This is a genomic window from Nocardia sp. NPDC049935, from assembly GCF_055586645.1.
Map to the genome: position 1 here is coordinate 333,315 of NZ_JBVJHV010000006.1, position 23,242 is coordinate 356,556.

The following is a 23,242-nucleotide window of genomic DNA, read 5'->3' on the forward strand; positions in this document are numbered from 1 at the left end:
CCACGAACGAAGGAGAACCGAGTGCGTATCGGATTCGTCGGCGCCGGCCGGATGGGCGTCCCCATGATCCGGCGGCTCGTCGCCGCCGGCCACGAGGTACGCGGCGTCGGCCGCACCCCCGCCGCCCGCGAGGCGATCACCGGCGCCGGCGCCACCGCTGTCGGCGCCGCCTCCGAGGCGGGGCGCCACGCCGAGGCGGTGGTGATCTGCGTATTCACCGACGAGCAGGTGCGTGAGGTCTGCCTGGACAGTGGTCTGCTGGAAACCATGCCCACCGGATCGGTGCTGATCCTGCACACCACCGGCAGTCCCGATACCGCGACCGCGATCGCCGCCGCGCCCGCCGCCGCCGGGCGGCTGGTGGTGGACGCCCCGGTCAGCGGTGGCCCGCACAATATCGCCGACGGCGCCCTGACGGTTTTCCTGGGCGGCGCCCCGGCGGCGGTCGAGCGGGCCCGTCCCGTCCTGGCCGCCTATGCCGATCCGGTGCTGGCGGTCGGCGCCCTCGGCAACGGCCAACGGGTCAAACTGGTCAACAATTCGCTGTTCGCCGCTCAGATCGGGCTGGTCACCGAGGCGGTGCGCCTGGCGGAGCAACTCGGGCTCACCGAATCCGAGGTCCTCGCCGCACTTCCGCACGCGAGCAGTTCGAGCCGGGCCGTCCTGAGTGTCGCCGCGAAGGGCTCGGTGGCGGCCTTCTCCGAATCCGTCGGCGATTTCCTCCGCAAGGATGTCGCGGTGGCCCGGGAACTCGCCGGGCGGCTCGGCAGTGATCTCGGCCTACTGGATCCGGCGATCCGCGCGGCGGTCGAACCCGCCTGACGGCTACCGGTTCCGGCCCGGACCGCGGCGGAGTCCGGCCGCCGCGGTCACCCGGCCGCCGGCCAGTCCGGGGATCGGCCCAGCATCCGCAGGATCCGCTCCATCGGTGAGCCGGTCTCGGCGCCCGGTAGCGCCCGCGCGAAGGGTGATCCCGGATTCTCGCGCTCCGGGCCGTCGGGCACGGCGGCGGCGATGGACAGGACGGCGTCGGCGCAGGCCGCGGCCGGTTCGTAGTCGAGTCCGAGGGCACGTGCCAGATCCCAGCCGTGCACAACGTAGTCGACCAGGTGGAAGCCGAGGGCCTGCTGTCCGGGCACGGTGACGTCGGGGCCGAATTCCGGGAGCGCGAACATCCGTTCGGGAACATCGGCGGGTTCGAAGGCGCGCAGCACCTCGGCGGCGGATTCGGTGTATTCGGCCGGAGTGTGCGGGCCGGGGGCGCGGGGATGCCACAGCGCGAGATCGGCCCCGTCGCCGCGGGCCGCCGCGGCGAACCCACGATGCTGCGCCGCCATATGCGCGAGGAGGTCGCCGACGGTCCAGCCGGCGCAGGGTGTCGGCAGCGAGAAATGCGCGGAGGTGACGAGTTCGGCGGTTTTCACGGTATCGAGGACCGCGGTGCGGTCGAGTTCACGAAGGTCTGCAGTCATATCGCAATAATAAGCAGGTGCATATCATATGTCCATGCCCATTATTTTGGGTCGGTAGGTTCTACCCATGGGATCAACGGACCGGCCGGATCTGGCGGCAATGCTCGCGCCGCTGACCCGCAGTCTCATCGCCATGGAACGCCCCGTACTGGACGACCACGGGTTGAGCATGTGGGCCTACGCCGTTCTCACGGCACTGTCCGCGGGACCGGCCCGCGGTCAGGGCGTACTCGCCCAGGAGATCGGCGCGGACAAGACGCGCATCATCGCGACCCTCGACGATCTCCAGGCCCGGGGCCTCATCGAACGCACCCCGGACCCCGCCGACCGGCGCGCGCGCCTGCTCGAACTCACGGCCGAGGGACGCCGTCTGCACGCGGCCGCGCAATCGGAGATCCGGGCGCGGGAGCAGGAGCTACTACGACGACTCCCCGCCGGCGACCGGCGCGGTTTCCTCAACGCACTGCGAATACTCGGCGCGGCCGGTCCGGACGGCGCCGAGACGAGCGGCTAGCCGGGATTCAGCCAGTCGAACGGCGCGGAGGCGCGGCCCGGTCGCCGCACCGACGGGGGCCGATCCCCCCGGGCGCGAGCAGCGGGTCAGTTTCCCCGCAGCACGCGCAGCGGTGCGTGGTTCGCCCAGCCCTCCTCCGGCCAGTTGAACCAGCCCGCCGACGCCGAGGTGCAGCCGTCGGGATGCAAGGTGGTGCCGGTCAGATAGGACGACAGCCGCGAGGCCAGGAATACCGCGCAGCCCGAGATATCGCCGAGTTCCCCGGCGCGGCCCATCGGTATCGCGACCCGCACCCCTTCGGGATCGAGCATCGCGTTGTCGCCGGTGCCGATCCGTTCCAGATTCGGGGTGGGGACGAAATCGGGGGCGATGTTGTTGACCCGGATACCGTCGGGCGCGACCTCGACGGCGAGCGTGCGCGCGAACTGCTCCACCGCTGCCTTCGCCGCCGCGTACACCGCGAACCCCGGTGCGGCGCGATGCGCCTCGATGGTGGAGATATTGATGATGCTGCCGCCGCGGTCACCCGCTCGCATCCGCGGTACCGCCAGATGGCAGGCGTGCAGAACATGGGTCAGATTGGTGCGGAGCAGGGCGTCCCAGCCCTTCGGCCGGGTCTCGGTGAACAGGCTGCGGAACGTCCCGCCCACCACGTTCACCAGGATGTCGAGCCGGCCCCAGCGTTCGTCCACCGCGGCGAACAAGGCCGCGAGCGCTTCCGGATCGCGGGCGTCGCCGTGCACCACGAGGGCGTCGATGCCCCGGGCGCCGAGAAACTCCCCAAGCTCCGCCACGGCGTCGGCGTCGATATCGAGCACCGCCGGCCGGACGCCGTTGTCCGCCAGATCCGTGACCACCGCGCGGCCCAATCCGCCCGCCCCGCCGGTGACCACCGCGACGGTGCCGGCCAGCCCGGCCCGCTCCTCGAACCAGCCCATCGTCGTCCCTCTCAGTCGATATAGGTCGTGCCGAAGGCCGACAGGAAATCGAAGGTCACGGCCGGATCCAGGGTGTCGTGCACAGCGGCCCGGGTGGAGACGACGATCCAGTCCACCCCGGCCCGGGCCAGCGCCTCGAACGCCTTGCGGTGCGGTTCCGGATCCTCGCCGGGACCGGTGAGGCCGGTGTGGCTGTAGGAGTACACCAGATCGATATGTTCGGTGCGCCCGGCGTTTTCGGCCGCCGACCGCACCTCCGCGATCTTGCGGGCGAGGTCGTCGATGGAACCGAGTTCCGGGGTCCGGGCCGTGGTACTCAGTTCGGCCCCGCCCGACATCGGTATCCAGCCGTGCGCTGCCCGCGCCACACGGCGCCGGCTCAGCGCGGAGTTGCCGCCGATCCAGATCGGGATCGGCTGCTGCACCGGCGTCGGCCGGGCCTGCACATCGCGGGCGCTGAAATGGGTGCCGGTATAGCTGAACGGCTCCCCCTTCCAATGCAGGGGGAGCACGTCGAGCGCCTCGTCGAACAGCGTATTGCGCTCCTCGAAATCGACACCCATCGCGTGGAATTCGCCCTTGAGATAGCCGGTGCCGATACCGAGGATCGCGCGACCTCCGGACAGCTTGTCCAGCGTCGCGGCCGCCTTCGCCAGCAGCATCGGATTGCGGTAGGGCGCCACCGACAGATAGGTGATCAGCCGGATCCGCCGGGTGAGCGCCGCGGCGTAGCCGAGCGCGACGAACGGGTCCAGCGTCTGATGGCCGCCCGCGCCGAGCCAGCGCGCGCCCGGCGCCGGATGCTCGCTGAGCGAGAACCCGGCGAACCCCGCCGCCTCGGCGGCCACGGCCACCTCGCCGAGCGGTCCGGGATCGAGAACATCGGCGTCCACACCGCCGGTCTCCGGATAGTGGAAGATGAACCGCACTGTTACCTCCGCGAATTCGGGACGGTCCGGTCTACCGGCCGCGCTTGACCTCGTTGAACGGCACATCGCGATCGGCGGCGTATTCGCGCGGCATCCCGAGCACCCGCTCGCTGATCACATTGCGGGCCATCTCGGTACTGCCGCCGGCCAGGCTCCAGGCCGCGCGGAACAGGAAATCGGTCCCGATCTTCGCGGTATCGGCCGGATCGCCGGGGGCGTGCGTGGCCGCCGCCGAGCCCGCGATCTTGACCGCCATATCCGTTTGCAACCACGAGTACTCGGCACTGAACAGCCGGGTGATCGAACCGGCGGCGGGCGGCAGCTCCCCGGCCATGATGCTGCGAGTGATATGCGTGATGAGCTGATCACGCACCACGGCCATGGCGCGCGCCTCCCCCACGTCCTCGCGGACGCGCACATCGTCCAGCTGGCCGGTCTCGCGGGCCAGGTCGAAGATCGGTGAATCCTCGCCGCCCATATGCGGCCGGGCCCCGCTGGTGTAGGGCGAAGTACCACCGATCGCGGACCGTTCGTGATACAGCAACCGGGACGCGGCCTCCCAGCCGTTGTCCACCTGACCGAGCACCGCGTCGTCGCCCAGGCTCACATCGTCGAAGAACTCCTGGCAGAACTCGGTGGACCCGGTGACCTGCTTGATCCGCTGCACGGTGACGCCGGGGGCCTCCAGGGGCACCAGGAACATGGTCAGCCCACGGTGTTTGGGCACCTCCCAGTTGGTGCGGGCCAGGCACAGGCCGTAGTCGGCCGCGTACGCCCCCGAACTCCAGATCTTGGAGCCGTTGAGGACCCAGCGGTCGCCGTCCCGTTCGGCACGGGTGGTCAGCCCGGCCAGGTCCGAGCCGCCGTTGGGCTCGGACAGCAACTGCACCAGCAGTTCGTCTCCGCGCAGCACCGCGGGCAGATGCTCGCGCTTCTGCTCCTCGGTGCCGAGATCCAGCAGGGTCGCCGCGCAGATCGACAGCGTGGGCACATTCAGGTTGACCGGCATCTCGTAGCCGTAGGACTCCTTGCTGAAGGCCTGCTGATGCGCCGGCGTGAGCCCCAGGCCGCCGTATTCCTCCGGAAAGCAGATCCCCGCGAAACCGCCGTCGTAGAGCATGCGCTGCAACTCGCGGGTCCGGTCCCATTCCTCTTTGCTGTCGGGCGGGCCCTGCTCCGGCGGCGCGGGCGGAAGATTGTCGCGCAACCAGACCCGGGCGCGTTCCCGGAATTCGGCGACGGGTTCGACTTCGGTGGTCATAGCGGTACTGCCTTCCACGAGGTGATCGGCCGCGTCAGGCGGCGGCGACGAGCAGATCGGTGATCCGGCGCCGGTGCTCCTCCGGGGTGCCGTAGAGCGCGCGGCCCAGACCGATCCGCCGCAGGTACAGATGCAGATCGTGTTCCCAGGTGACCCCGATCCCGCCGTGCAACTGCACGCAGTCCTGGCCGATCACCGGGGCCTTGGCGCCCACATAGGATTTCGCGACGCTGACCGCCTCGTCCGCGCTCGCCGGATCGTCGTCGCAGGCCGTGGCCGCGGCCGTCGCGGTGGCCCGGCAGGCCTCGAGCCAGGTCTTGTTGTCCGCCATCCGGTGTTTGAGAGCCTGATACGAGGCGAGTGGCCGGCCGAAGGTGAAACGGTCGTTCAGCCAGCCCAGGGTCGCGTCCAGGGCCTTGTCGGTGGCGCCGACCGTTTCCGCGGCGGTGAGCACGGCCGCGGTGTGCAACTGGGCGCGGACCGCCGCGGTCGCGTCCGCCCCGCGGTGGGTGACCGCCTCGGCGGGTACCGCCACCGCGTCGAAATCGACGCGGGCGGTGCGCCGGACCAGATCCAGCGTCCAGGTGGGGGTGATCGATACGCCGGGGGCGTCCGCGGGAACCAGCACCTGGACGGGCCCTTCCGGACCGCGCGCGGTCACCAGGAAGGTATCGGCGCGGTCGCCGGATTCGACGCGATCCTTGGCTCCGGTCAGGCGGTAACCGGTGCCGTCGGCGACCGCCGTGACCGTATCGGCCGCCGCCGGCCCGGTGAGCGCGGCGAGGACATCCAGCCCGCGTCCGGGTTCGTAGATCGCCCACGACGCGAGCCGGGTACCGGCGGCGATCTCGCCCACCGTCTCGCCGAATCCCTCGCCCGCGCCGGCCAGACCGGCCAGCACCGCGTTGGTGGTCACGAAGGGCCCCGGCGCGCACGCGCGCCCGAGTTCGGTGGCCACCAGGGCCAGTTCGGTGAGCGGGCGCCCGGAAATGGTTCCGCCGCCGTATTCTTCGGCGACCAGCATCGCGGTCCAGCCCAGTTCGGTCGCCGAGCGCCACCAGTCCGCCTCGAATCCGGACCCGGACTCGCCGAGCGCGCGCACGGTCGCGACCGGCACGGTCCCGGCCAGGAATTCCCGGGTCGTCTGCTGGAAGAGCCGCTGGTCAGCGGTGAGATCGAGGTTCATGATGTCCGGTCCTCCGGTTGACGCACGGCACGCCGTGTGGAAATCTCATACTCACAGATGAGAGTTATATTCTCAAATGCGAAAGTCAACCGGCGGAGCTGCTCGTGGCGGTAGGAGCCGGCGAAGCGAAGGGACCCGTCACGTGAAAAATTTCGAGGATCTCGATTTCTTCCTCGGCCAGGAGCTGGTAGCCGACCCCTACCCATACTTCCAGGCGCTTCGCGATAAATGTCCGGTTACCCGGGAACAGCACCACAACGTCATGATGGTCACCGGTTACGACGAAGCGCTCGAGATCCTCAACGACGCCGAGCAGTACTCCTCGTGCATCTCGGTGACCGGCCCGTTCCCCGGTTTCCCGGTGCCCATCGACGAAACCTCCGATGTGGACGCCCTCATCGCCGAGCACCGCGATACGCTGCCGCTCAGCGATCAGCTGCCCACCCTGGATCCGCCCACCCATACCGCGCACCGCGGCCTGCTCATGCGGCTCATCACCCCCAAACGCCTCAAGGAGAACGAAGAGGCGATGTGGGATATGGCCGATAAGGTCCTCGACGACTATCTGGCGCCCGGAAAGGGCGATCTGATCCGCGATTTCGCCGGTCCGTTCACTCTCTACATCATCGCCGATCTCCTCGGCGTCCCCACCGAGGACCAGGAAGAATTCCTCAACGCCCTGCAGCGCGACCCGCATCGCACCGAAACCGTGGGCAGCACCGAGGGCGAAGGCGGGATGTCGCACAACCCCATCGAATTCCTCTACGCGAAGTTCTCCGCCTATATCGACGACCGGCGCGCCAACCCGCGCGCCGACGTGCTGACCAGCCTCGCCGAGGCCACCTTCCCCGACGGCAGTCAGCCGGAAGTACTCGATGTGGTGCGGGTGGCGGCCAACCTGTTCTCGGCCGGCCAGGAGACCACGGTCCGGCTGCTGTCCTCGGCGCTGAAGATGATCGCCGAGGACGCCGAACTGCAGCGCTGGCTGCGCGAGGACCACGAGCGGATCAACAACTTCATCGAAGAGATGCTGCGGATGGAGAGCCCGGTCAAGGGCGACTTCCGGATGGCGAAGAAGACCACCACGGTCGCCGGGGTCGAGGTACCCGCCGGGACGGTCCTGATGCTCGCCAACGGCGGCGCCAACCGCGACCCTCGCCGGTTCGAGGATCCGGACACCTTCGACGCCCAGCGGTCCAACGCCCGCTCCCATATCGCCTTCGGCCGCGGTATCCACACCTGCCCGGGCGCGCCGCTGGCGCGGGCCGAGGCGAAGGTCGCGATCAAACGCCTGCTCGAGCGCACGACCGATATCCGGATCGACGAAAGCGCGCACGGCCCGGCGGACAACCGCGACTACACGTATCTGCCGACGTTCATCCTGCGCGGAATCACGTCGCTGCACCTGGAATTCGACCGCACGGAAGGGTAGGTCCCATGAAGGTCATCGTCGACGCGGACTCCTGTAAAGGCCACGGTATCTGCACCACGCTGTGCTCGGAGGTCTTCACACTCAACGACTACGGCTATGCCGAGGCCATCGATACCGAGATCCCCGCGGATCTCGAGGAGGCGGTGACCACCGCCAAGGACGCCTGCCCGGAGTGGGCGATCAAGATCGTCGACGAAACCGCCGGGTAGCGGGATCACCCCTCGTCGCCGACCGGCGGACTCGATCACCGGGTTCGTCCGTCGGCGACGATCGCCTGCGCTCGATCCGGCCCCACGCGCTACCGGATCGAGCCGATCGGATCCGCGCCGGGTCGGGCAGGATTGCCACCATGGGGACGCAGAAAGCGCGCATGCTGCGCGGAGAACCGTACCGGGACAACGACCCCGAACTGGTCGCCGAACGCCGCGCCTGCCAGCGGCTGCTGGACCGGTTCAACGCGACACTGTCCGATGACGACCACGAGCGCCGCGAGATACTCGGCGCGCTGCTCGGATCCCTCGGCGCCGGATCGTGGATCATGCCGCGTTTCCAGTGCGACTACGGCTCGCTGATCGACATAGGCCGCAACAGCTTCCTGAACTACGACGCCATCGTCATGGATTGCGCCCCGGTCGTCATCGGAGACGATGTCTCCATCGGCCCCCGCGCCCAGTTGCTGACGGCCCTGCATCCGATGGACGACCACGAACTGCGCAGGGAACGCTGGGAGACCGCGGCGCCGATCACCATCGGCGACAATGTCTGGCTGGGCGGCGGCGTCATCGTCTGCCCCGGGGTCACGATCGGCGCGGACACGGTGGTCGGCGCCGGAAGTGTCGTCACGAAGGATCTACCGCCGCGGATCTTCGCCGCGGGCAATCCCTGCCGGAAGATCCGCGACCTCCCGCATCGAACACCGAGCGCCGGGCCGCGCGGAGCCGAGTAGTTTCCCGGATGCGCCCGGCGGCCGCGATACCGATACTGGGCGATAACCGAACTGCCACTGTCCCGGGAGTCGTGTATGTCCGCGCTCGACGATGAGATCGGCCGATTGGTGACGGACTCGACGCGAGAAAGGGATCGCGGGGCCACCGGACACCGGACCGTCGTCCTCACCACGGACCGGGGGATCGTGCAATGGCTGGCGGTACCGGGAGGTGTATTCCATCTCGAGGTCGTGGATCCCGCGCGACACCGCCGCCGCGGATGGTGGCGACGTGCTACCCGCCCTGATCCGGCCGCCCCGGCGGGGTTCACCGAGCGGCAGATCGCGACGCTGGCACAGCTCGGGTTCCGCCCCAGCGAACCGGACTACGAAATGCGCCCGGACGAAACCGGGGACGACGACCGGCGGGTGGCCTCGATCGTGACCGCTGTGCTCCGCGAGGTGCTGGGCGTCCGGGATCCGGGAGATTTCGCATCCGAATCCTTCTGACCGGCTATTCGCCGCTCCAGCGCGGCCGCCGTTTTTCCGCGAACGCCGCCGGACCTTCCTGCGCGTCCGCACTGCGATAGGCGCGTGCGGCGGAATGGCGGGCCGCCTGCAGTGCCGCCGATCGGCCCATCTCCGTGGCGAGCATGACCGTCTCCCGGGCGGCGCGCACCGACAGCGGCGCCCCGGCCAGCACCTTCCGCGCGAGTTCCAGTGCGGCCGGGAGCAACTCGCCGGGCTCGGCCAGCCGGTTCACCAGGCCGATCTCATAGGCGCGTTGCGCGGTGATCGGGTCGCCCGTGAGCAGGATCTCCATCATGATCCGCTGCGGGATCATATGGATCAGCGGCGCCGCCCACGGCGAACTGCGCCCGACCTTCACCTCGGTGACCGCGAAGGTGGCGGTGGTGCTGGCCACGCAGAGATCGCAGGCCTGCGCGATCATCCAGCCGCCGGCGAAAGCGGCGCCGTTCACCGCGGCGATGGTGGGTTTGGACAGTTCGATGGTGTCGTAGGGCAGCGGGAACATCTCCCGCGGCGGTTCGGCCATCCGGGTTTCCACCATCTCCGCGAGATCGCCACCCGCGCAGAACGCCTTGGGCCCGGCGCCGGTGAGGACGGCGATCCGCAGCGCCGGATCGTGCTCGAACCGGTCCCACGCCGCGAACAGGCCCTGCCGTATTTCCTTGTCCAGGCAATTGCGGCGTTCCGGGCGATTCAGGGTGATGACCGCGATCCCGTCGGGGCGGGCGTCGAACAGCACGGCGTCGTCGGTCATTCAGAATCCTCTTCGCTGGATCTCGTGGGCGTCCCGGGACAGGCCCTCCCGGAAGTCCGGGTGGGCGATCGCGATCAGCCGCCGGGTCCGTTCGGCCAGATCGCGACCGGCGAGTTCGGCCGCGCCGAACTCCGTGACGATCACATCGACATCGCTGCGAGCGGTGGTCACCGGACCCGACAGGCGGGCGGTGATCCGGGAGACCGTACCGCCGCGCGCGGTGGCGGGCAGCGCGATCACCGAACGGCCGCCGCGGGACCTGACCCCGGCCCGGACGAAATCGACCTGTCCCCCGGTGCCTCCGAGGTAGGCCGCGCCGCTCTGTTCGGCGTTCACCTGACCGGTGAGGTCGACCTCGAGCGCGGAGTTCAGGGTTACCAGACCGTCCACCTGCGCCAGCACCGCCGCGTCGTGGGTGTAGGAGGTGGCGCACAGGCGTAGCTCGGCATTGCGGTGGGCGAACCGGTACAGACGGTCGGTGCCGATGAGCGCGCCGGTCACCGAGACCCCCGGGTCGATTCGTTTACGCGCGTTGGTGATCACCCCGGCCTCGACCAGATCCACCAGACCGTCCCCGATCATGCCGGAGTGCACGCCGAGGTCACGGCGGTCGCCCAGCTGGCGGAGTACGGCGTCGGGGACCGCGCCCACCCCGGTCTGCAGGACCGATCCGTCCTCGATATAGGAGGCGACGTATTTCGCTATGGCCTCGTCGAGGGGACCGATCGCGGCCGGCGAAACCTGCACCGGCGGCCTGGAAACCGTGACCGCGCAGTCGATCTCGTGGGCGCCCAGGCCCTCTCCGGGGACATCCGGCACGCGGTCGTTCACCTCGGCGATCACCACCCGGGCCCGGTCCACCGCCGCCCGGGTGTGATCGCCGATCAGCCCGAAGCTGTGGCGGCCGTTCTCGTCGGCGGGACCCACCTGGACGAAGGCCACATCGCAGCCGAGGGTCCCGTCCTCGATCATGGGACCCACCCGGCTCACATGGCACGGCACGATCCCCAGTTCGTGCGCCTTGGTCAGCGCGCGCAGGGCGCCGATGGCCCCCATGCTCGACAGGGCGAAGCCGGCCACGGATCCGGGGGTGAAGATGCCGGAGAAGCTGGTCGCGACGAACGCCGACAATCCGCCGATCTCCCCGCCCTGGGCGATCAGCGCCTCGATCAGCGTGCTGGGCTCACCGCACGCCTGCCCGATTACGATGCGGTCCCCCGGCCGCAGGAACTGCCGCAGGTCGAGGTCGGCGGCGTCGGTGTACACGGTCATCCGCGGCCGCCGTCCGCCGTCGCGGCGCCGGAACCGCGCAGCACCTCCTCGGTATGCGCGCCCAAGCGCGGCGCCGGACCCGCCACCCGGCCCGGGGTCCGGGAGAACCAGGTGGGTGGTCCGGGGAATCGGATCGGGCCGTCGGGGGTCTCGACGGTTTCGAAGAACCCCGCCGCGTTCAGATGCTCGTTGTCGAAGAGTTCGTCGAGGGTCCGCACCGGCGCGGCCGGGATCTCCAGCGAGTTCAGCAGTTCCAGCCATTCGGCGGTCGTGCGGGTGGCGAAGGTTTCGCGTAGATGGGCGTAGACGGTCCCGATCTGTTTCGCACGCTGGGCCAGGGTGGCGAACTCCGGTCCGGCCCAGGCCGGGCGGACCGCGTTCACGAACGCGGTCCACTGTTTGTCGTTGTAGACCAGCGCCGAGATATAGCCGTCAGCGGTGCGGTAGGGCGCCCGCTCGGAGGTCACCGCCCGCGGATAGGCGGCGGTACCCAGCGGCGGATCGAACATCGCGCCGTTGGCGTGTTCGACGAGCATGAACGAGGCCATGGTCTCGAACATCGCGACCTCGACCTCCTGCCCCTCGCCGGTGCGCTCCCGATGGAACAGCGCCATCATGGTGGCGTAGAGCGCGGTCATCCCGGCCACCTTGTCGGCCATGATGGTGCCGACGTAACCGGGTTCGCCGGTGAGCAACCGCTGGACATGCGGCAGACCGCATTCGGCCTGGATGGTGTCGTCGTAGGCGGTGCGGTCGGCCTCCGGGCCGCGCCGGCCGTAGCCGTAGCAGTTGGTGTAGACGATCCCCGGATTCACGGCGGCCACCTGCTCGTAGCCGAATCCCAGGGCGGTGACCGCGCGCCCCCGCATCGAATGGATGAACACATCCGCGCCCGCGATCAGCTCCCGCAGCGCCGCCTTGCTCTCCTCGCGGCGCAGATCCAGTACGACACTGCGTTTCCCGCGGTTGACATTGACGAAGACCCCGGCCATCCCCTCGCCGGGGCCCACCGATATGTAGCGGGTGTTGTCACCCGCCGGGGGTTCGATCTTGATGACCTCGGCACCCATATCGGCCATGATCTGGGTGCAGTACGGGCCCATCACCATGGACGTCAGATCGATCACCCGCACTCCGGCCAACGGCCCTGTGTGCTGCATACGCCCTACCTTCACCGGGCCACCGGAACAAATCAGCGGCTATCTGATGAATCTTTGTAAGGATAGTGATATCAAGGAGAGGTGCCCAGTTTCAATGGCGACAGCGGCGGCCACCTCAGCACCGGGCCCCGCGACGACACCGCCGCGCCCCGGCTCCCGGCGTCCATCGCCGAGGTCCTGGATCCCGCACTCGCCCGGGACCCCGAGTCCATCGCCCTCGAAGCGGTCTCGGGTACCTGGACCTACCGTGAACTCGACGCCCGCGCCGATGCCGCGGCCGCCGCGCTGTGGTCTCTCGGCGTCCGGCCCGGCGACCGGGTCGGGGCCTGCCTACCCAACGACCTCGATATCGTCGCCGCCTTCCACGGCGCGCAGCGTATCGGCGCGATCTGGGCCGGCATCGGAGAGGCCCTGGCCGCCGGCGAACAGCAGTACCTGCACGATCTGATCGAACCCGCGGTGGTCTTGGCCGGCGACCGCTATCAGGTCGACTCACCGGCTCGCGTGGATCCCGGCCGATGGGCCGCGGCGCTTTCCGCGCCCGCGGTCCCGGCGGTCGCCGCCGATCTCGACGCACCCGCGGCGATCGCGTTCACCAGCGGCACATCCGGCCGCCCGAAAGCCGTGGTGCACAGCCAGCGCAACCTGCTCCTGCCCGGCGCCGCACTGGTGGCCACCCGCGGCTACGGACCGGATCTGCGCAAGGGCGACAGCTTCCCGTTCACCATCCTCAACTTGATGGTGCTGTCCACCCTGCTCACCGCCCAGGCGGGCGGCCGCGCGGTGATCATGAACCGGCGCGACCTCACCGGCGTGGCGGAATGGATCGCCACCCGCGGGGTCACGGTCTGGAACGGCGCCCCGGCCCAGCTCTACGATCTGGCCGCCCGGCCCGATCTCGATCTGAGTTCCCTGCGCGAGGTGTGGAGTGGCGGCAGCGATACCCCGGATGCCGTGCGGACGGCGTTCGCCGACGCGCACGGCATCGTGCCCCGGGTGACCTACGGGCTCACCGAGGCGCCCACGGTGGTCGCCATCGACCCGCCGGATGCACAGTGGCGTCCCCGGTCCAGCGGCCGGGTGCTGCCACAATTCGATGTGGCCGCCTACGACGACGACGGGAACCGGCTCGCCCCGGGCGAACTCGGCGAATTGTCCCTGGCCCCGCGCACGGAAGGCCCGTGGGCCGGGCTGTGGCGACCCCTGCTCGGGCATTGGTCCGACGGCGGGATCACACCCCCGCCCGAGGGACCCGTGGCCACCGGGGATATCGGCACGGTGGATGCCGAAGGCTGGCTCACCGTGCTGGACCGCAAGAAGATGGTGATCATCCGGGGCAGCGCCAATATCTACCCGCTCGAGGTCGAACGGGTACTGGCCGGATATCCGGCCGTGGTGAAGGCGGCGGTCTGCGGGGTCCCGCACGAGCGGCTGGGCCAGCAGGTCGCGGCGGTGATCGAAACCGGGGGCGCGGAGATCGATTTCGCAGCGCTCGCCGAGTTCTGCCGCGCCGAACTGGCCGGATACAAGGTGCCCGAGGTCTGGGCCGTGGTGGACAGTCTGCCGATCAACGCGATGGGCAAAGTGGTGCGCACCGAACTGCCCGCCCTCGCCCGCCGGGGCGGTGCGGTATGAGCGCCGATCGCGCGGCGGCCGTACGCCCGTTCGAACTCGACGGCCGGGTCGCGGTGGTGACGGGCGGGTCGTCCGGGCTCGGCGCCGCGGTGAGCCGTGCGCTCGCCGGGCTCGGCGCCCGGGTGGCCGTGGTGGCCCGGCGCCGGGACCGGCTGGAAGCGCTGGCCGCCGAGATCGACGGGCTGGCACTGGGCTGCGATCTGTCCGACCCGGCCGGGATCGCCGAGCTGGTGCCCGCCGTCGCCGACGGGCTCGGCCCGCCGGAGATCCTGATCAACGCCGCGGGCAACCGGTTCGGCACCGAACGTGCCGAATCCGAACCGCTCGACGATATCCGCAGCACCCTGGACCTGAATCTGGTGGCGCCGCTGCTGCTGGCCCAGCAGGTGTTCCCGCATATGCGCGAGCTGGGTCGCGGGTCGATCGTGAACGTGTCCTCGATCAGCGGACTGGTGGGGGTCCCCGGAATACCGCAGGCCTCCTATGCGGCGAGCAAGGCCGGGCTCTCCGGTCTCACCGCCGAACTCGCGGTGCAGTGGGCGCGCCATAGCATCCGCGTGAACACGGTGGCGCCGGGTTTCTTCCGCAGCGAGATCACCGACAGTCTCTACGACAGCGATAAGGGCGGGCAGTATCTGCGCCGCAATACCCCGTTACCCACCGAGGGGACGGCCGAGGACATCGTCGGGGCCATCGTATGGCTGGCCGGCGACGCGGGCCGGTACGTCACCGGCCAGACCATCGTGGTGGACGGCGGCTGGACCGCGCGCTGATCGCCCGAGGGTGTTGACAGCGCATAACCCGGGTGGAAATATGATTCTTGTTTCAGAGAATCAAATTCTCACCCGTTATCGCGGAACCGGCGACCGTCCACCGGCACATCACCGTTCGAGATGCTGGAACGGCACATATCCGAATGGATCGAGGAAGGACCACATCACCGATGTTCTCCGCAATTCTCATCGACAAAGGTGAGACCGGACCGCAGGTCGCACTGTCCGAGATCGACGAAGCGCAGCTGCCCGAGGGCGATGTCGAGATCGAGGTGGCCTACTCCACGCTCAACTACAAGGACGCGCTCGCGATCACCGGCGCCTCGCCGGTGGTCCGCAAGTTCCCGATGGTCCCCGGTATCGACCTCGCCGGCACCGTTCGCACCAGCGGCCACGCCGACTGGAAGACCGGCGACAAGGTGGTCCTCAACGGCTGGGGCGTGGGCGAAACCCACTGGGGCGGGCTCGCGCAGCGCGCCCGGCTCAACGGCGACTGGCTGATCCCGCTGCCCGCCGCGTTCACCGAACGCCAGGCCATGTCCATCGGCACCGCCGGCTATACCGCCGCGCTCTGCGTGGACGCGCTGGAGAAGTTCGGCCTCACCCCCGGCTCCGGGGAGATCCTGGTGACGGGCGCGACCGGCGGTGTCGGCAGTGTGGCCATCGCCCTGCTCACCAAGGCCGGTTTCACCGTGGCCGCCGCGACCGGGAAGGCCGACGAACACGCCTACCTGAAGCAGCTCGGCGCCACCACCGTCATCGACCGGGCCGAACTCACCGAGAAGGGCAAACCGCTGCAGAAGGAGCGGTGGGCCGGGGTGGTCGACACCGCCGGCAGTCACACCCTGGCCAACGCGGCCGCGCAGACCCGCTACGGCGGCGCCGTCGCCGCCTGCGGTCTGGCGCAGGGCATGGATTTCCCCGCGACCGTCGCCCCGTTCATCCTCCGCGGCGTCTCGCTGCTGGGCGTGGACAGTGTGATGGCGCCCAAACAGAAACGTCTCGACGCCTGGAACCGGCTCGCCCGCGATCTGGACCCGGCCGTTCTCGATTCGATCGCCGCCGAGATCACGCTCGGCGAAGCCGTCGGGGCGGCGAGCGGGTTCATCGACGGCACCGTTCGCGGCCGCATCGTCGTCGACGTGAATCGCTGAGCAGGAGTTCTCGTGAGCAAGAAACCGGACGAAGGCACCGTCGAGCTGGATCTCAGCGATGTCGACCATCGCGTGGGCAAACCGATCGGCGGCGGCCAGCTGTGGGATCCGTGCAGCACCTCCGATATCCGCCGCTGGGTGATGGCGATGGACTATCCCAACCCGCTGCACTGGGATCAGGAGTTCGCGCGGGAATCGCGCTACGGCGGACTCGTCGCGCCGCAGTCGATCGCCGTCGCCCTGGACTACGGACACGGCGCGGCCCCGGCCTGTGTGGGTCATATCCCGAACAGCCACCTGATCTTCGGCGGCGAGGAGTGGTGGTTCTACGGCTGCCCGGTCCGCCCCGGCGACCAGCTGTTCCAGGAACGGCGCTTCCACGACTACAAGGTGGCCCAGACGAATTTCGCCGGGCCCACCATGTTCTCCCGTGGCGACACGATCCACCGCAACCAGCACGGCGCGCTCGTCGCCAAGGAGCGCTCGACCGCCATCCGCTATCTCGCCGAGGAGGCGAACAAGCGGGGTATGTACGAGAGCCAGCTCGGTGAGATCAAGAAGTGGACGGCCGCCGAACTCGCCGAAGTGGACGCGCTGCGCACCGAATGGCTGATGTCCAACCGGCTCGGGGTGTCCCCGCATTTCGACGAGGTGAAGGTCGGCGACAAACTGCCGCGCCGGGTGATCGGCCCGCACAGTATCGCCAGTTTCACCACCGAGTACCGGGCCTTCCTCTTCAATATCTGGGGCACCTTCCGCTGGACCGCCCCCGAAGGCGTCGAGGATCCGTGGGTCTACCAGGATCCGGGCTGGACCGAGGGATTCGGCTTCGACGAGGAAGGCGCGAAGATCGATCCGCGGTTGCGTGACGGTCTCTATGTCGGGCCCTCGCGCGGTCATATCGACGCCGAGAAGGCCGGTGACGTGGGTATGGCCCGCGCCTACGGCTACGGGGCGACGATGGGCGGCTGGTGCACCGACTACCTGGCCTACTGGGCCGGGAACGACGGACTGGTGCGGCACACCAAGGCCGATTTCCGGCTGCCGGCGTTCGAGGGCGATGTCACCTACTTCGATGCCGAGATCGTGGACAAGAACCCGGAATCCACCTGGGGCGTGCCCCTGGTGCAGGTGAAGCTCACGCTCACCAATCAAGACGGCGGCAAGCTGGTCTCCTGCACCGCCGAGGTCGAACTCCCGCTGTAGCGGCGGATTCCGCGGACCGTCGCGGCAGCACTGTCAGAGAGGACAACCGGCGATGAGCACCGGGACCCAGTACACCCCCGACCGGGCCGCGATCGTCGCGGGACCGCCGCTGAGTGAGGAACCCGGGCTCGGGACGCTCACCCTCCCGGGCTTCCTCCGCGAGGTGACCGAGAGCTACGGCGACCGCACGGCGCTCGTCGCACCCGACGACGGCACCGAATGGACCTACGCCGAACTGTGGGACCGGGCGCACGCGGTGGCGCGGTCGCTGCGGGCCTGCGGGGTCGGCAAGGACAGCCGGGTCGGGGTGCTGATGACCAACCGCGCCGAATGGCTCGCGGCGGTTTTCGGCACCTCGCTGGCCGGTGGGGTGGCGGTGGCGCTGAGCACCTTCTCCACCCCGCCGGAACTCGACCATCTGCTCCGTATCTCGGGCGTCTCGGTGCTGCTGTTCGAACGGCAGGTGGCGAAAACGGATTTCGGCGCGGTGCTCACCGGCCTGGAGCCCGGACTGTCCGGCGCCGAACCGGGCCGGGTCGATTCGACCGCGTACCCCTTCCTGCGGCATCTGGCCTCGGTCGGCGATCCGGTACCGGGCACGGCGGTGGAATCCTGGGACGCCTTCCTCGGACGCGGCGCCGATATCGACCCCGCGCTGATCGATGCCTCGGCCGCGACCGTCCAGCCCAGCGATACCGCCGTGCTGTACTTCTCCTCCGGTACCACCAGCAAGCCCAAGGGGATCCGCAGCGCGCATCGCGGGGTCGCCATCCAGATGTGGCGGTTCCGCCGGATGTTCGGGTTCGGCCCGGACGACGAGGTGCGCTGCTGGACCGCCAACGGTTTCTTCTGGTCGGGCAATTTCGCCCAGGCCCTCGGCGCGACCCTCGCCGCCGGCGGCACACTGATCCTGCAGCCGCTCTTCGACGCCACCGCGGCGCTGGCACTCATGCAGTCGCACCGGGTGACCTTCCCCGTGGCCTGGCCGCACCAGCACGCCCAGCTGCAGGGCGCGCCGAACTGGGACACCGCCGATCTGAGCAGTCTGCGATTCGTCGACCGCGATCTGCCGCTGGCCACCCACCCCACCATCGATACCGACTGGACCGAACCCGGCCACGCGTACGGCAATACCGAAACCTTCACCATCACCACCTGTTTCCCGGCCTGTACGCCGGAAGAGGTGATCGCCGGCAGCAGCGGCGTCCCGCTGCCCGGGGTGACCGTGAAGATCGCCGATCCACTCACCGGCGCGGCACTGGGCCGCGGCGATCACGGCGAGATCTGCGTCAAGGGCCCGACCCTGATGCTCGGCTACCTCGGCATCCCGCTGGACGAAACCCTCGACGCCGACGGCTACTTCCACACCGGTGACGGCGGCTACCTCGACGAGCAGGGCCGGCTCTACTGGGAAGGCAGGCTCACCGACATCATCAAGACCGGCGGCGCGAACGTCTCCCCGCTCGAAGTCGACGATGTGCTCGGCCAGTACCCGGGCGTCAAGATCGGCCGCACGGTGGGCGTGGCGCACGAAACCCTCGGGGAGATGGTGGTCGCCTGTGTGGTTCCGCATACGGGCCGCGACCTGGTGGCCGGGGAGATCCGCGAACATCTGCGCGCCCACCTGGCCAGCTACAAGGTTCCCCGGGAGATCCTGTTCTTCACCGAGGACGATCTCTCCCTCACCGGCAGCGCCAAGATCAAATCCGCCGATCTCCGCGCGCTGGCCGCCGCACGACTCACCCCCTCGTAACCGGCCTGGTCCGCGATAGCCGGTGACAGCGGCCTCTCGAACGCGGAACGCCCTCTCACCGGATCGACCGCCGCACCGGGCCACCGTGCGATGATGCCAGCGGCCGGGAGGAGGAGGTCGTGTTCGTATCGAAGGCGTTCGTCGCGGCGGGATCGCGGCTGTCGAGCGTCGCCAAGGATATCGCGACCGGCTGGGGCCGGAGATCACCCAACCACGAGGGTGCACTCTCGGGCGCGGCGAAGACCCATCTCGACGCCCAGGACCGCGGCGACGCGCGGATCCGCAGCGCGCCCCACACCCCGAGCGATACGCCGGGCCGACCCCGGCCGGCGGTGCGGACCGGGCAGCGGGACCGCACCGATGCCGACCGCCGGCTCGCTCATACAGCACTGGCGAATCGCGCCGAGACGAACCGGACCGCGGACCAGGTGACCGTCTGCAACGACCCGGTCGACGTGGCCACCGGCGAATTCGTACTCCCGGACACCGATCTGCGGTTGCCGGGGGTGCTGCCGCTGGTGTTGCGACGGCGGCACCGCTCCGGTTTCCGGTTCGGGCGCTGGTTCGGGCCCTCCTGGTCGGCGACCCTCGATATGCGCGTCGTCGTGGACATCGCCACCGTCACGTTCGTCGGCGAGGACGGCCTCCTGCTGGTGTATCCACACCCGGAGCAGGAGCGACCGGTGCTGCCGGTCAACGGCGGACCGCGGTGGTCGCTGCGGGCCGTCGAGGGCGGGGGCTACTCCGTGACCGATCCGGATCGCGAATTCGTCTGGCTTCTCACCGCTCGTGAACCGGGAACCGTCGATCACCGCGGCGGCGGCTACGCGCTGTCCGCCCTCACCGACCGGCACGGAAACCGGATCACCTTCCACTACGACGCCGACGGCGTTCCGGTCGAGGTCGAACACTGCGGCGGTTACCGGGTTCTCATCGAATGCGAGAACGACCGTGTCACGGCCCTGCGGGTGCCGGGGTCCGAGGACGCGGACAGCACTACCGTGCGGGAATTCGGATACGACTCCGGAGAACTGGAGACCGTGGGCAACGGGGTCGGCGCGACCACGCGCTACACCTACGACACCGAGCACCGGATGACATCGTGGACCGATTCCAACGGTAACCGCATGCGTAACACCTATGACGCGGCCGGCCGGGTGGTGGCGCAGCACGGCACCGCCGGCATTCTCGACGCCCGCTTCGAATACACGGCGGACCCGGAGACCGGACTTCGCCGTACCGTCCACATCGACTCCACAGGCGCGGCCACGGAATACGTCCTCGATCGCGAATTCCGGCTGTGCGAGCACATCGATCCGCTCGGCGGACGGACCCGGACCGAATACGCGAACGACCGCCGCCCGGTTCGGGTCGTCGCCGCCGACGACGCCGTGACCGCCTACCGGTACAACGCGGACGGCGATACGGTCGAGGTCGCCCGCCCCGATGGCAGACATATCCGGATCTCCTATACGACCCGGCGGCGACCCGCCGCTGTCACCGCCGCCGGACAGGAGCCGCACTACCAGGAGTGGGACGACGCGGGCACGGTCTCGGCGGTGGTCGGCGCCGGTGGCGCACGAACCGAGTTCGGCCATCACCGCTGCGGTGCAGTCGCGACCGTCACCGAATCCACCGGGGCGCGCACAGATATCGAGGTCGACCCGGCGGGGCTACCCGTCCGGGTCACCGATGCCCACGGCGCGGTCACCACCATCGCACGCGATCATTTCGGCCGCCCGGCAGTCGTCACCGACGGCCTCGGCGGTGTCACGACCTACAGCTGGTCCGGCGACGACCGGCTCGTACGGCGCGCCGACCCGGACGGCCACGGCGAAAGCTGGGAATACGACGGGGAAGGCAATCTACTCACCCATATCGGCCGCGCCGGCGGCCGGACCCAGTACACCTACGGCGCGTTCGACCTGGTGAACAGCCGGACCGATCCGGACGGCGCCACCACCCGCTACACCTGGGACACCCAGCGCCGGCTCGTCGGAATCACCAACCCGGTCGGTGACACCTGGCATTACACCTATGACGGGGCCGGCCGGCGCACTTCCGAAACCGACTATTCCGGTGCGCTCACCCGCTACAGCCACGATTCGTGTGGCCGGATCGCGACCGTGACACCCGCGACGGGTGTCACCCGGACCCACACCTACGACATCCTCGGGCGGCCGACCGCGGTGACCGCCACGACGGGCGAATGGCTGCGGTACGACTACGACACCGCGGGCCGGATGACGACCGCGACTTCCGGTATCGCCGAGCTCGTGACACACACACTCCGGTTCACGCACACCGCGGACGGCCGACCGGCCGGCGAGCAGCTGGACGACCGCCCTCCGAGCCTCTTCGAATACGACCGGCACGGCCGCCGCATCTCGCGCACCGCACCCGGCGGGACGGTCACCACCTGGCAGTACGACCCGGCCCATCGGATCACGGCGCTGCAGACCGGCGGTCGCCGTCTGAACTTCGTCCACGACCGGCTCGGGCGTGCCACCGGCTGGCGAGTGGGCGCTCTCACGGTCGACCACGTCTACTCGCCTGCCGGGCGGACCGTTGCCCGGACCGCCGGCACCGTTCCCTCCGGACCGGGTACCGGCCTCCCCATCGTCCGCGACGACTACGTCTGGCGGGCGGACGGGTACCCCACCGCGCAGGTGACCACGGAAGGTACCGGTCCGGCGACCCGCCGCGAATACGATCTCGACGAGGTCGGGCGGATCACCGGAATCACCGTCGGCGGACAGGTCGCCGAGCGATACAGCTACGACCGGCTCGGAAATATCCTGTCCGGCGGGGCGGTTCCGGCGGCCTCGGGGGCGACAGCGGATTCGCCGAGCGGGCCGGATGCGGTATCCGTGCGGAACTACCGGAACGCCGCGCTCGTCCGGCGCGGCCGCACGCGATTCCACTACGACGAGAGCGGCCGGCTGGCCCGCAGCGTCACCGGTCGCCCCTCCCGCCGGCCGGAGGTCCGGCACTACCGGTACAACGCCTTCGACCAGCTCGTCGAATTACGGACCGCGAGCGGCGAGCGCTGGCGCTACACCTACGACGCGCTCGGAAGGCGTACATCGAAATATCGCCTCTCGGCCGGTGGAGAGGCGATCGACCGAACGGACTACACCTGGGACGGCACCCGGCTGACGGAACAGACGGTCCGGGGCGCGACGACTCAGTGGTCGTATCACCCCGGCACCCACGTCCCGCTCACCCAGACCGTCGAGCAGGACAGCGTCGACCGCGAATTCGTCGCCATCGTCTCCGATCTCGTCGGGGCGCCGATCCGGCTTCTCACCGAATCCGGGCAGGTGGCCGCGACCGCCACCAGCACACTGTGGGGGGAGACCACCTGGTCGGGGACGAGCCGGACGCTGTTGCGTTATCCCGGCCAGCAGTACGATCCGGAGAGCGGTCTGCATTACAACCTGCACCGCGTCTACGATCCCGCCACCGGGCGGTACCTCACCCGGGATCCGCTGGGACCGGGTCCGGCCACGAACCCCGTCGCCTATCCGCACAATCCCCTCACCTGGTGCGATCCATTGGGGCTGGTACCCAGAGAATGTGCGACGGGCCGCACCCACCGGGACTTCGCGCACGGTACCTCGGCAGATCACGCCGACTACATCATGACCTACGGTCTCAACCAGCAGGTGGCCTCGACGGCCTCGCGTGGCGGGTCGATGAGCCGGCGCGGATCGTTCTTCACCCACGAGGTGGACAGCGGCGCATCGCCGGGCTTCCAGGCCGCATACGAATGGGGTCTGCGGCACAGCCAGTACTCTCCGTCCACAGTGCTCGTGGGACGGCTGCCGGAATCGACCTATCAGGAGCTGGTCGAGAAGGGGTTGGTGACGGTGCGGCAGGTCGGCGACGGGGTGCCGGACGAAACCATCTTCGCTCCGGGTTCGTTCGCCACCTTGAACGACAAAATGGATTGGAAGTGGAAAGTGACTCCCAACGTTGACTGACGACCCCTCCGAGTACTCCGCCGCGAACCTGCGCCCGACGGTGTGGGGAAGCCGTGCGCGACGCGACGACGGGCAGTGGGAGACGGTCTGGCGTCTGACCTTCGCGGCGCCACGGCCACCCGGGTCACTGGAGATCCACACGGACGTGGCGGCCGGGTTCCGGGCGACACTGGAGACGACCGGCGGAACCCATGCCGAGCTGCGGGTGCTGACCCGGGACGACGCCATGTCGGCGGCCTATTATCCGCTGACTTTCACCAGCTTCGCGAAGGTCGACGATTCGATCGGCGAGCTCCGGGAGATCCAGGAACGCCCCCGGGATTGGTACGCGCCTTTTCGCGATCGGGCCGGCGACTAGGGC

At 69.4% G+C, this 23,242-nt stretch carries 21 protein-coding genes; 13 read left to right on the forward strand and 8 right to left on the reverse strand.

Annotation, left to right across the window (positions count from 1 at the left end):
* Positions 1 to 21: 21 nt before the first annotated feature.
* The gene (locus tag ACZ6SF_RS23860; protein ID WP_466064613.1) at positions 22 to 822 is read left to right on the forward strand and encodes an NAD(P)-dependent oxidoreductase; all 801 of its coding nucleotides are present in this window, start codon (positions 22 to 24) and stop codon (positions 820 to 822) included.
* A 47-nt stretch (positions 823 to 869) separates the two neighbouring features.
* Here the strand turns inward: ACZ6SF_RS23860 and ACZ6SF_RS23865 are convergent, their stop codons facing one another.
* Positions 870 to 1,472, reverse strand: a complete 603-nt coding sequence (locus tag ACZ6SF_RS23865) for a TIGR03086 family metal-binding protein (protein WP_466064615.1) — start codon at positions 1,470 to 1,472, stop codon at positions 870 to 872.
* Positions 1,473 to 1,539: 67 nt separating this feature from the next.
* Between ACZ6SF_RS23865 and ACZ6SF_RS23870 the strand changes: the two genes are divergently transcribed.
* The gene (locus tag ACZ6SF_RS23870) at positions 1,540 to 1,986 is read left to right on the forward strand and encodes a MarR family winged helix-turn-helix transcriptional regulator (RefSeq protein ID WP_466064617.1); all 447 of its coding nucleotides are present in this window, start codon (positions 1,540 to 1,542) and stop codon (positions 1,984 to 1,986) included.
* 86 nt (positions 1,987 to 2,072) lie between these two features.
* Here the strand turns inward: ACZ6SF_RS23870 and ACZ6SF_RS23875 are convergent, their stop codons facing one another.
* From ACZ6SF_RS23875 to ACZ6SF_RS23890, 4 genes are read right to left on the reverse strand one after another with little or no spacing between them, the layout of a single operon-like run.
* Positions 2,073 to 2,924, reverse strand: coding sequence for an SDR family NAD(P)-dependent oxidoreductase (locus ACZ6SF_RS23875; protein ID WP_466064619.1), 852 nt, complete (start codon positions 2,922 to 2,924; stop codon positions 2,073 to 2,075).
* Between the two features lie 11 nt (positions 2,925 to 2,935).
* Positions 2,936 to 3,853: an LLM class F420-dependent oxidoreductase gene (locus ACZ6SF_RS23880; protein ID WP_466064621.1), complete on the reverse strand. Its 918-nt coding sequence runs from the start codon at positions 3,851 to 3,853 to the stop codon at positions 2,936 to 2,938.
* 31 nt (positions 3,854 to 3,884) lie between these two features.
* A complete protein-coding gene (locus ACZ6SF_RS23885) occupies positions 3,885 to 5,114 on the reverse strand; it encodes an acyl-CoA dehydrogenase family protein (protein ID WP_466064623.1) in 1,230 nt (409 codons plus the stop codon).
* 34 nt (positions 5,115 to 5,148) lie between these two features.
* On the reverse strand, positions 5,149 to 6,300 hold the full coding sequence (locus ACZ6SF_RS23890) for an acyl-CoA dehydrogenase family protein (protein WP_466064624.1): 1,152 nt from the start codon (positions 6,298 to 6,300) through the stop codon (positions 5,149 to 5,151).
* Positions 6,301 to 6,442: 142 nt separating this feature from the next.
* On the opposite strand from ACZ6SF_RS23890, the gene ACZ6SF_RS23895 reads away from it, so the two are divergent.
* The 4 genes from ACZ6SF_RS23895 to ACZ6SF_RS23910 all read left to right on the forward strand — a co-directional run bounded on the left by ACZ6SF_RS23895 (position 6,443) and on the right by ACZ6SF_RS23910 (position 9,167).
* Positions 6,443 to 7,732 (forward strand): cytochrome P450, encoded by a 1,290-nt coding sequence (locus ACZ6SF_RS23895; RefSeq protein WP_466064626.1) that lies wholly within the window; start codon positions 6,443 to 6,445, stop codon positions 7,730 to 7,732.
* A 5-nt stretch (positions 7,733 to 7,737) separates the two neighbouring features.
* The gene (locus ACZ6SF_RS23900; protein WP_450003663.1) at positions 7,738 to 7,941 is read left to right on the forward strand and encodes a ferredoxin; all 204 of its coding nucleotides are present in this window, start codon (positions 7,738 to 7,740) and stop codon (positions 7,939 to 7,941) included.
* Positions 7,942 to 8,081: 140 nt separating this feature from the next.
* On the forward strand, positions 8,082 to 8,678 hold the full coding sequence (locus tag ACZ6SF_RS23905) for a sugar O-acetyltransferase (protein ID WP_466064628.1): 597 nt from the start codon (positions 8,082 to 8,084) through the stop codon (positions 8,676 to 8,678).
* 75 nt (positions 8,679 to 8,753) lie between these two features.
* Positions 8,754 to 9,167 carry a TY-Chap domain-containing protein gene (locus ACZ6SF_RS23910; RefSeq protein WP_466064629.1) on the forward strand — a complete coding sequence of 138 codons (414 nt, stop codon included), beginning with the start codon at positions 8,754 to 8,756 and terminating at the stop codon, positions 9,165 to 9,167.
* 4 nt (positions 9,168 to 9,171) lie between these two features.
* Here ACZ6SF_RS23910 and ACZ6SF_RS23915 read toward each other — a convergent pair whose 3' ends face one another.
* Genes ACZ6SF_RS23915 through ACZ6SF_RS23925 form a run of 3 tightly spaced genes read right to left on the reverse strand, consistent with a single transcriptional unit; the run spans position 9,172 to position 12,374 of the window.
* Positions 9,172 to 9,942: an enoyl-CoA hydratase/isomerase family protein gene (locus tag ACZ6SF_RS23915; RefSeq protein ID WP_466064631.1), complete on the reverse strand. Its 771-nt coding sequence runs from the start codon at positions 9,940 to 9,942 to the stop codon at positions 9,172 to 9,174.
* Positions 9,943 to 11,214, reverse strand: a complete 1,272-nt coding sequence (locus tag ACZ6SF_RS23920) for an acetyl-CoA hydrolase/transferase family protein (RefSeq protein ID WP_466064633.1) — start codon at positions 11,212 to 11,214, stop codon at positions 9,943 to 9,945.
* Entirely contained in the window at positions 11,211 to 12,374 is a 1,164-nt protein-coding gene (locus ACZ6SF_RS23925; protein WP_466064635.1) for a CaiB/BaiF CoA transferase family protein, read from the reverse strand. The genes ACZ6SF_RS23920 and ACZ6SF_RS23925 overlap by 4 nt, the downstream gene beginning before the upstream one ends.
* Before the next feature lie 81 nt (positions 12,375 to 12,455).
* Here ACZ6SF_RS23925 and ACZ6SF_RS23930 point away from each other — a divergent pair, with 81 nt between their 5' ends.
* The 7 genes from ACZ6SF_RS23930 to ACZ6SF_RS23960 all read left to right on the forward strand — a co-directional run bounded on the left by ACZ6SF_RS23930 (position 12,456) and on the right by ACZ6SF_RS23960 (position 23,239).
* Positions 12,456 to 14,009 carry a class I adenylate-forming enzyme family protein gene (locus ACZ6SF_RS23930; RefSeq protein WP_466064637.1) on the forward strand — a complete coding sequence of 518 codons (1,554 nt, stop codon included), beginning with the start codon at positions 12,456 to 12,458 and terminating at the stop codon, positions 14,007 to 14,009.
* A complete protein-coding gene (locus tag ACZ6SF_RS23935) occupies positions 14,006 to 14,782 on the forward strand; it encodes an SDR family NAD(P)-dependent oxidoreductase (RefSeq protein WP_466064638.1) in 777 nt (258 codons plus the stop codon). The genes ACZ6SF_RS23930 and ACZ6SF_RS23935 overlap by 4 nt, the downstream gene beginning before the upstream one ends.
* Positions 14,783 to 14,952: 170 nt before the next feature.
* A complete protein-coding gene (gene acuI / locus ACZ6SF_RS23940; RefSeq protein ID WP_466064640.1) occupies positions 14,953 to 15,936 on the forward strand; it encodes an acrylyl-CoA reductase (NADPH) in 984 nt (327 codons plus the stop codon).
* A gap of 12 nt (positions 15,937 to 15,948) precedes the next feature.
* Positions 15,949 to 17,142 (forward strand): MaoC family dehydratase, encoded by a 1,194-nt coding sequence (locus tag ACZ6SF_RS23945; RefSeq protein ID WP_466064641.1) that lies wholly within the window; start codon positions 15,949 to 15,951, stop codon positions 17,140 to 17,142.
* Between the two features lie 52 nt (positions 17,143 to 17,194).
* Positions 17,195 to 18,895, forward strand: a complete 1,701-nt coding sequence (locus ACZ6SF_RS23950; protein WP_466064643.1) for a class I adenylate-forming enzyme family protein — start codon at positions 17,195 to 17,197, stop codon at positions 18,893 to 18,895.
* A gap of 119 nt (positions 18,896 to 19,014) precedes the next feature.
* The gene (locus tag ACZ6SF_RS23955; RefSeq protein WP_466064645.1) at positions 19,015 to 22,881 is read left to right on the forward strand and encodes an RHS repeat-associated core domain-containing protein; all 3,867 of its coding nucleotides are present in this window, start codon (positions 19,015 to 19,017) and stop codon (positions 22,879 to 22,881) included.
* Positions 22,874 to 23,239, forward strand: coding sequence for a hypothetical protein (locus ACZ6SF_RS23960; protein WP_466064646.1), 366 nt, complete (start codon positions 22,874 to 22,876; stop codon positions 23,237 to 23,239). The genes ACZ6SF_RS23955 and ACZ6SF_RS23960 overlap by 8 nt, the downstream gene beginning before the upstream one ends.
* Positions 23,240 to 23,242 lie beyond the last annotated feature (3 nt).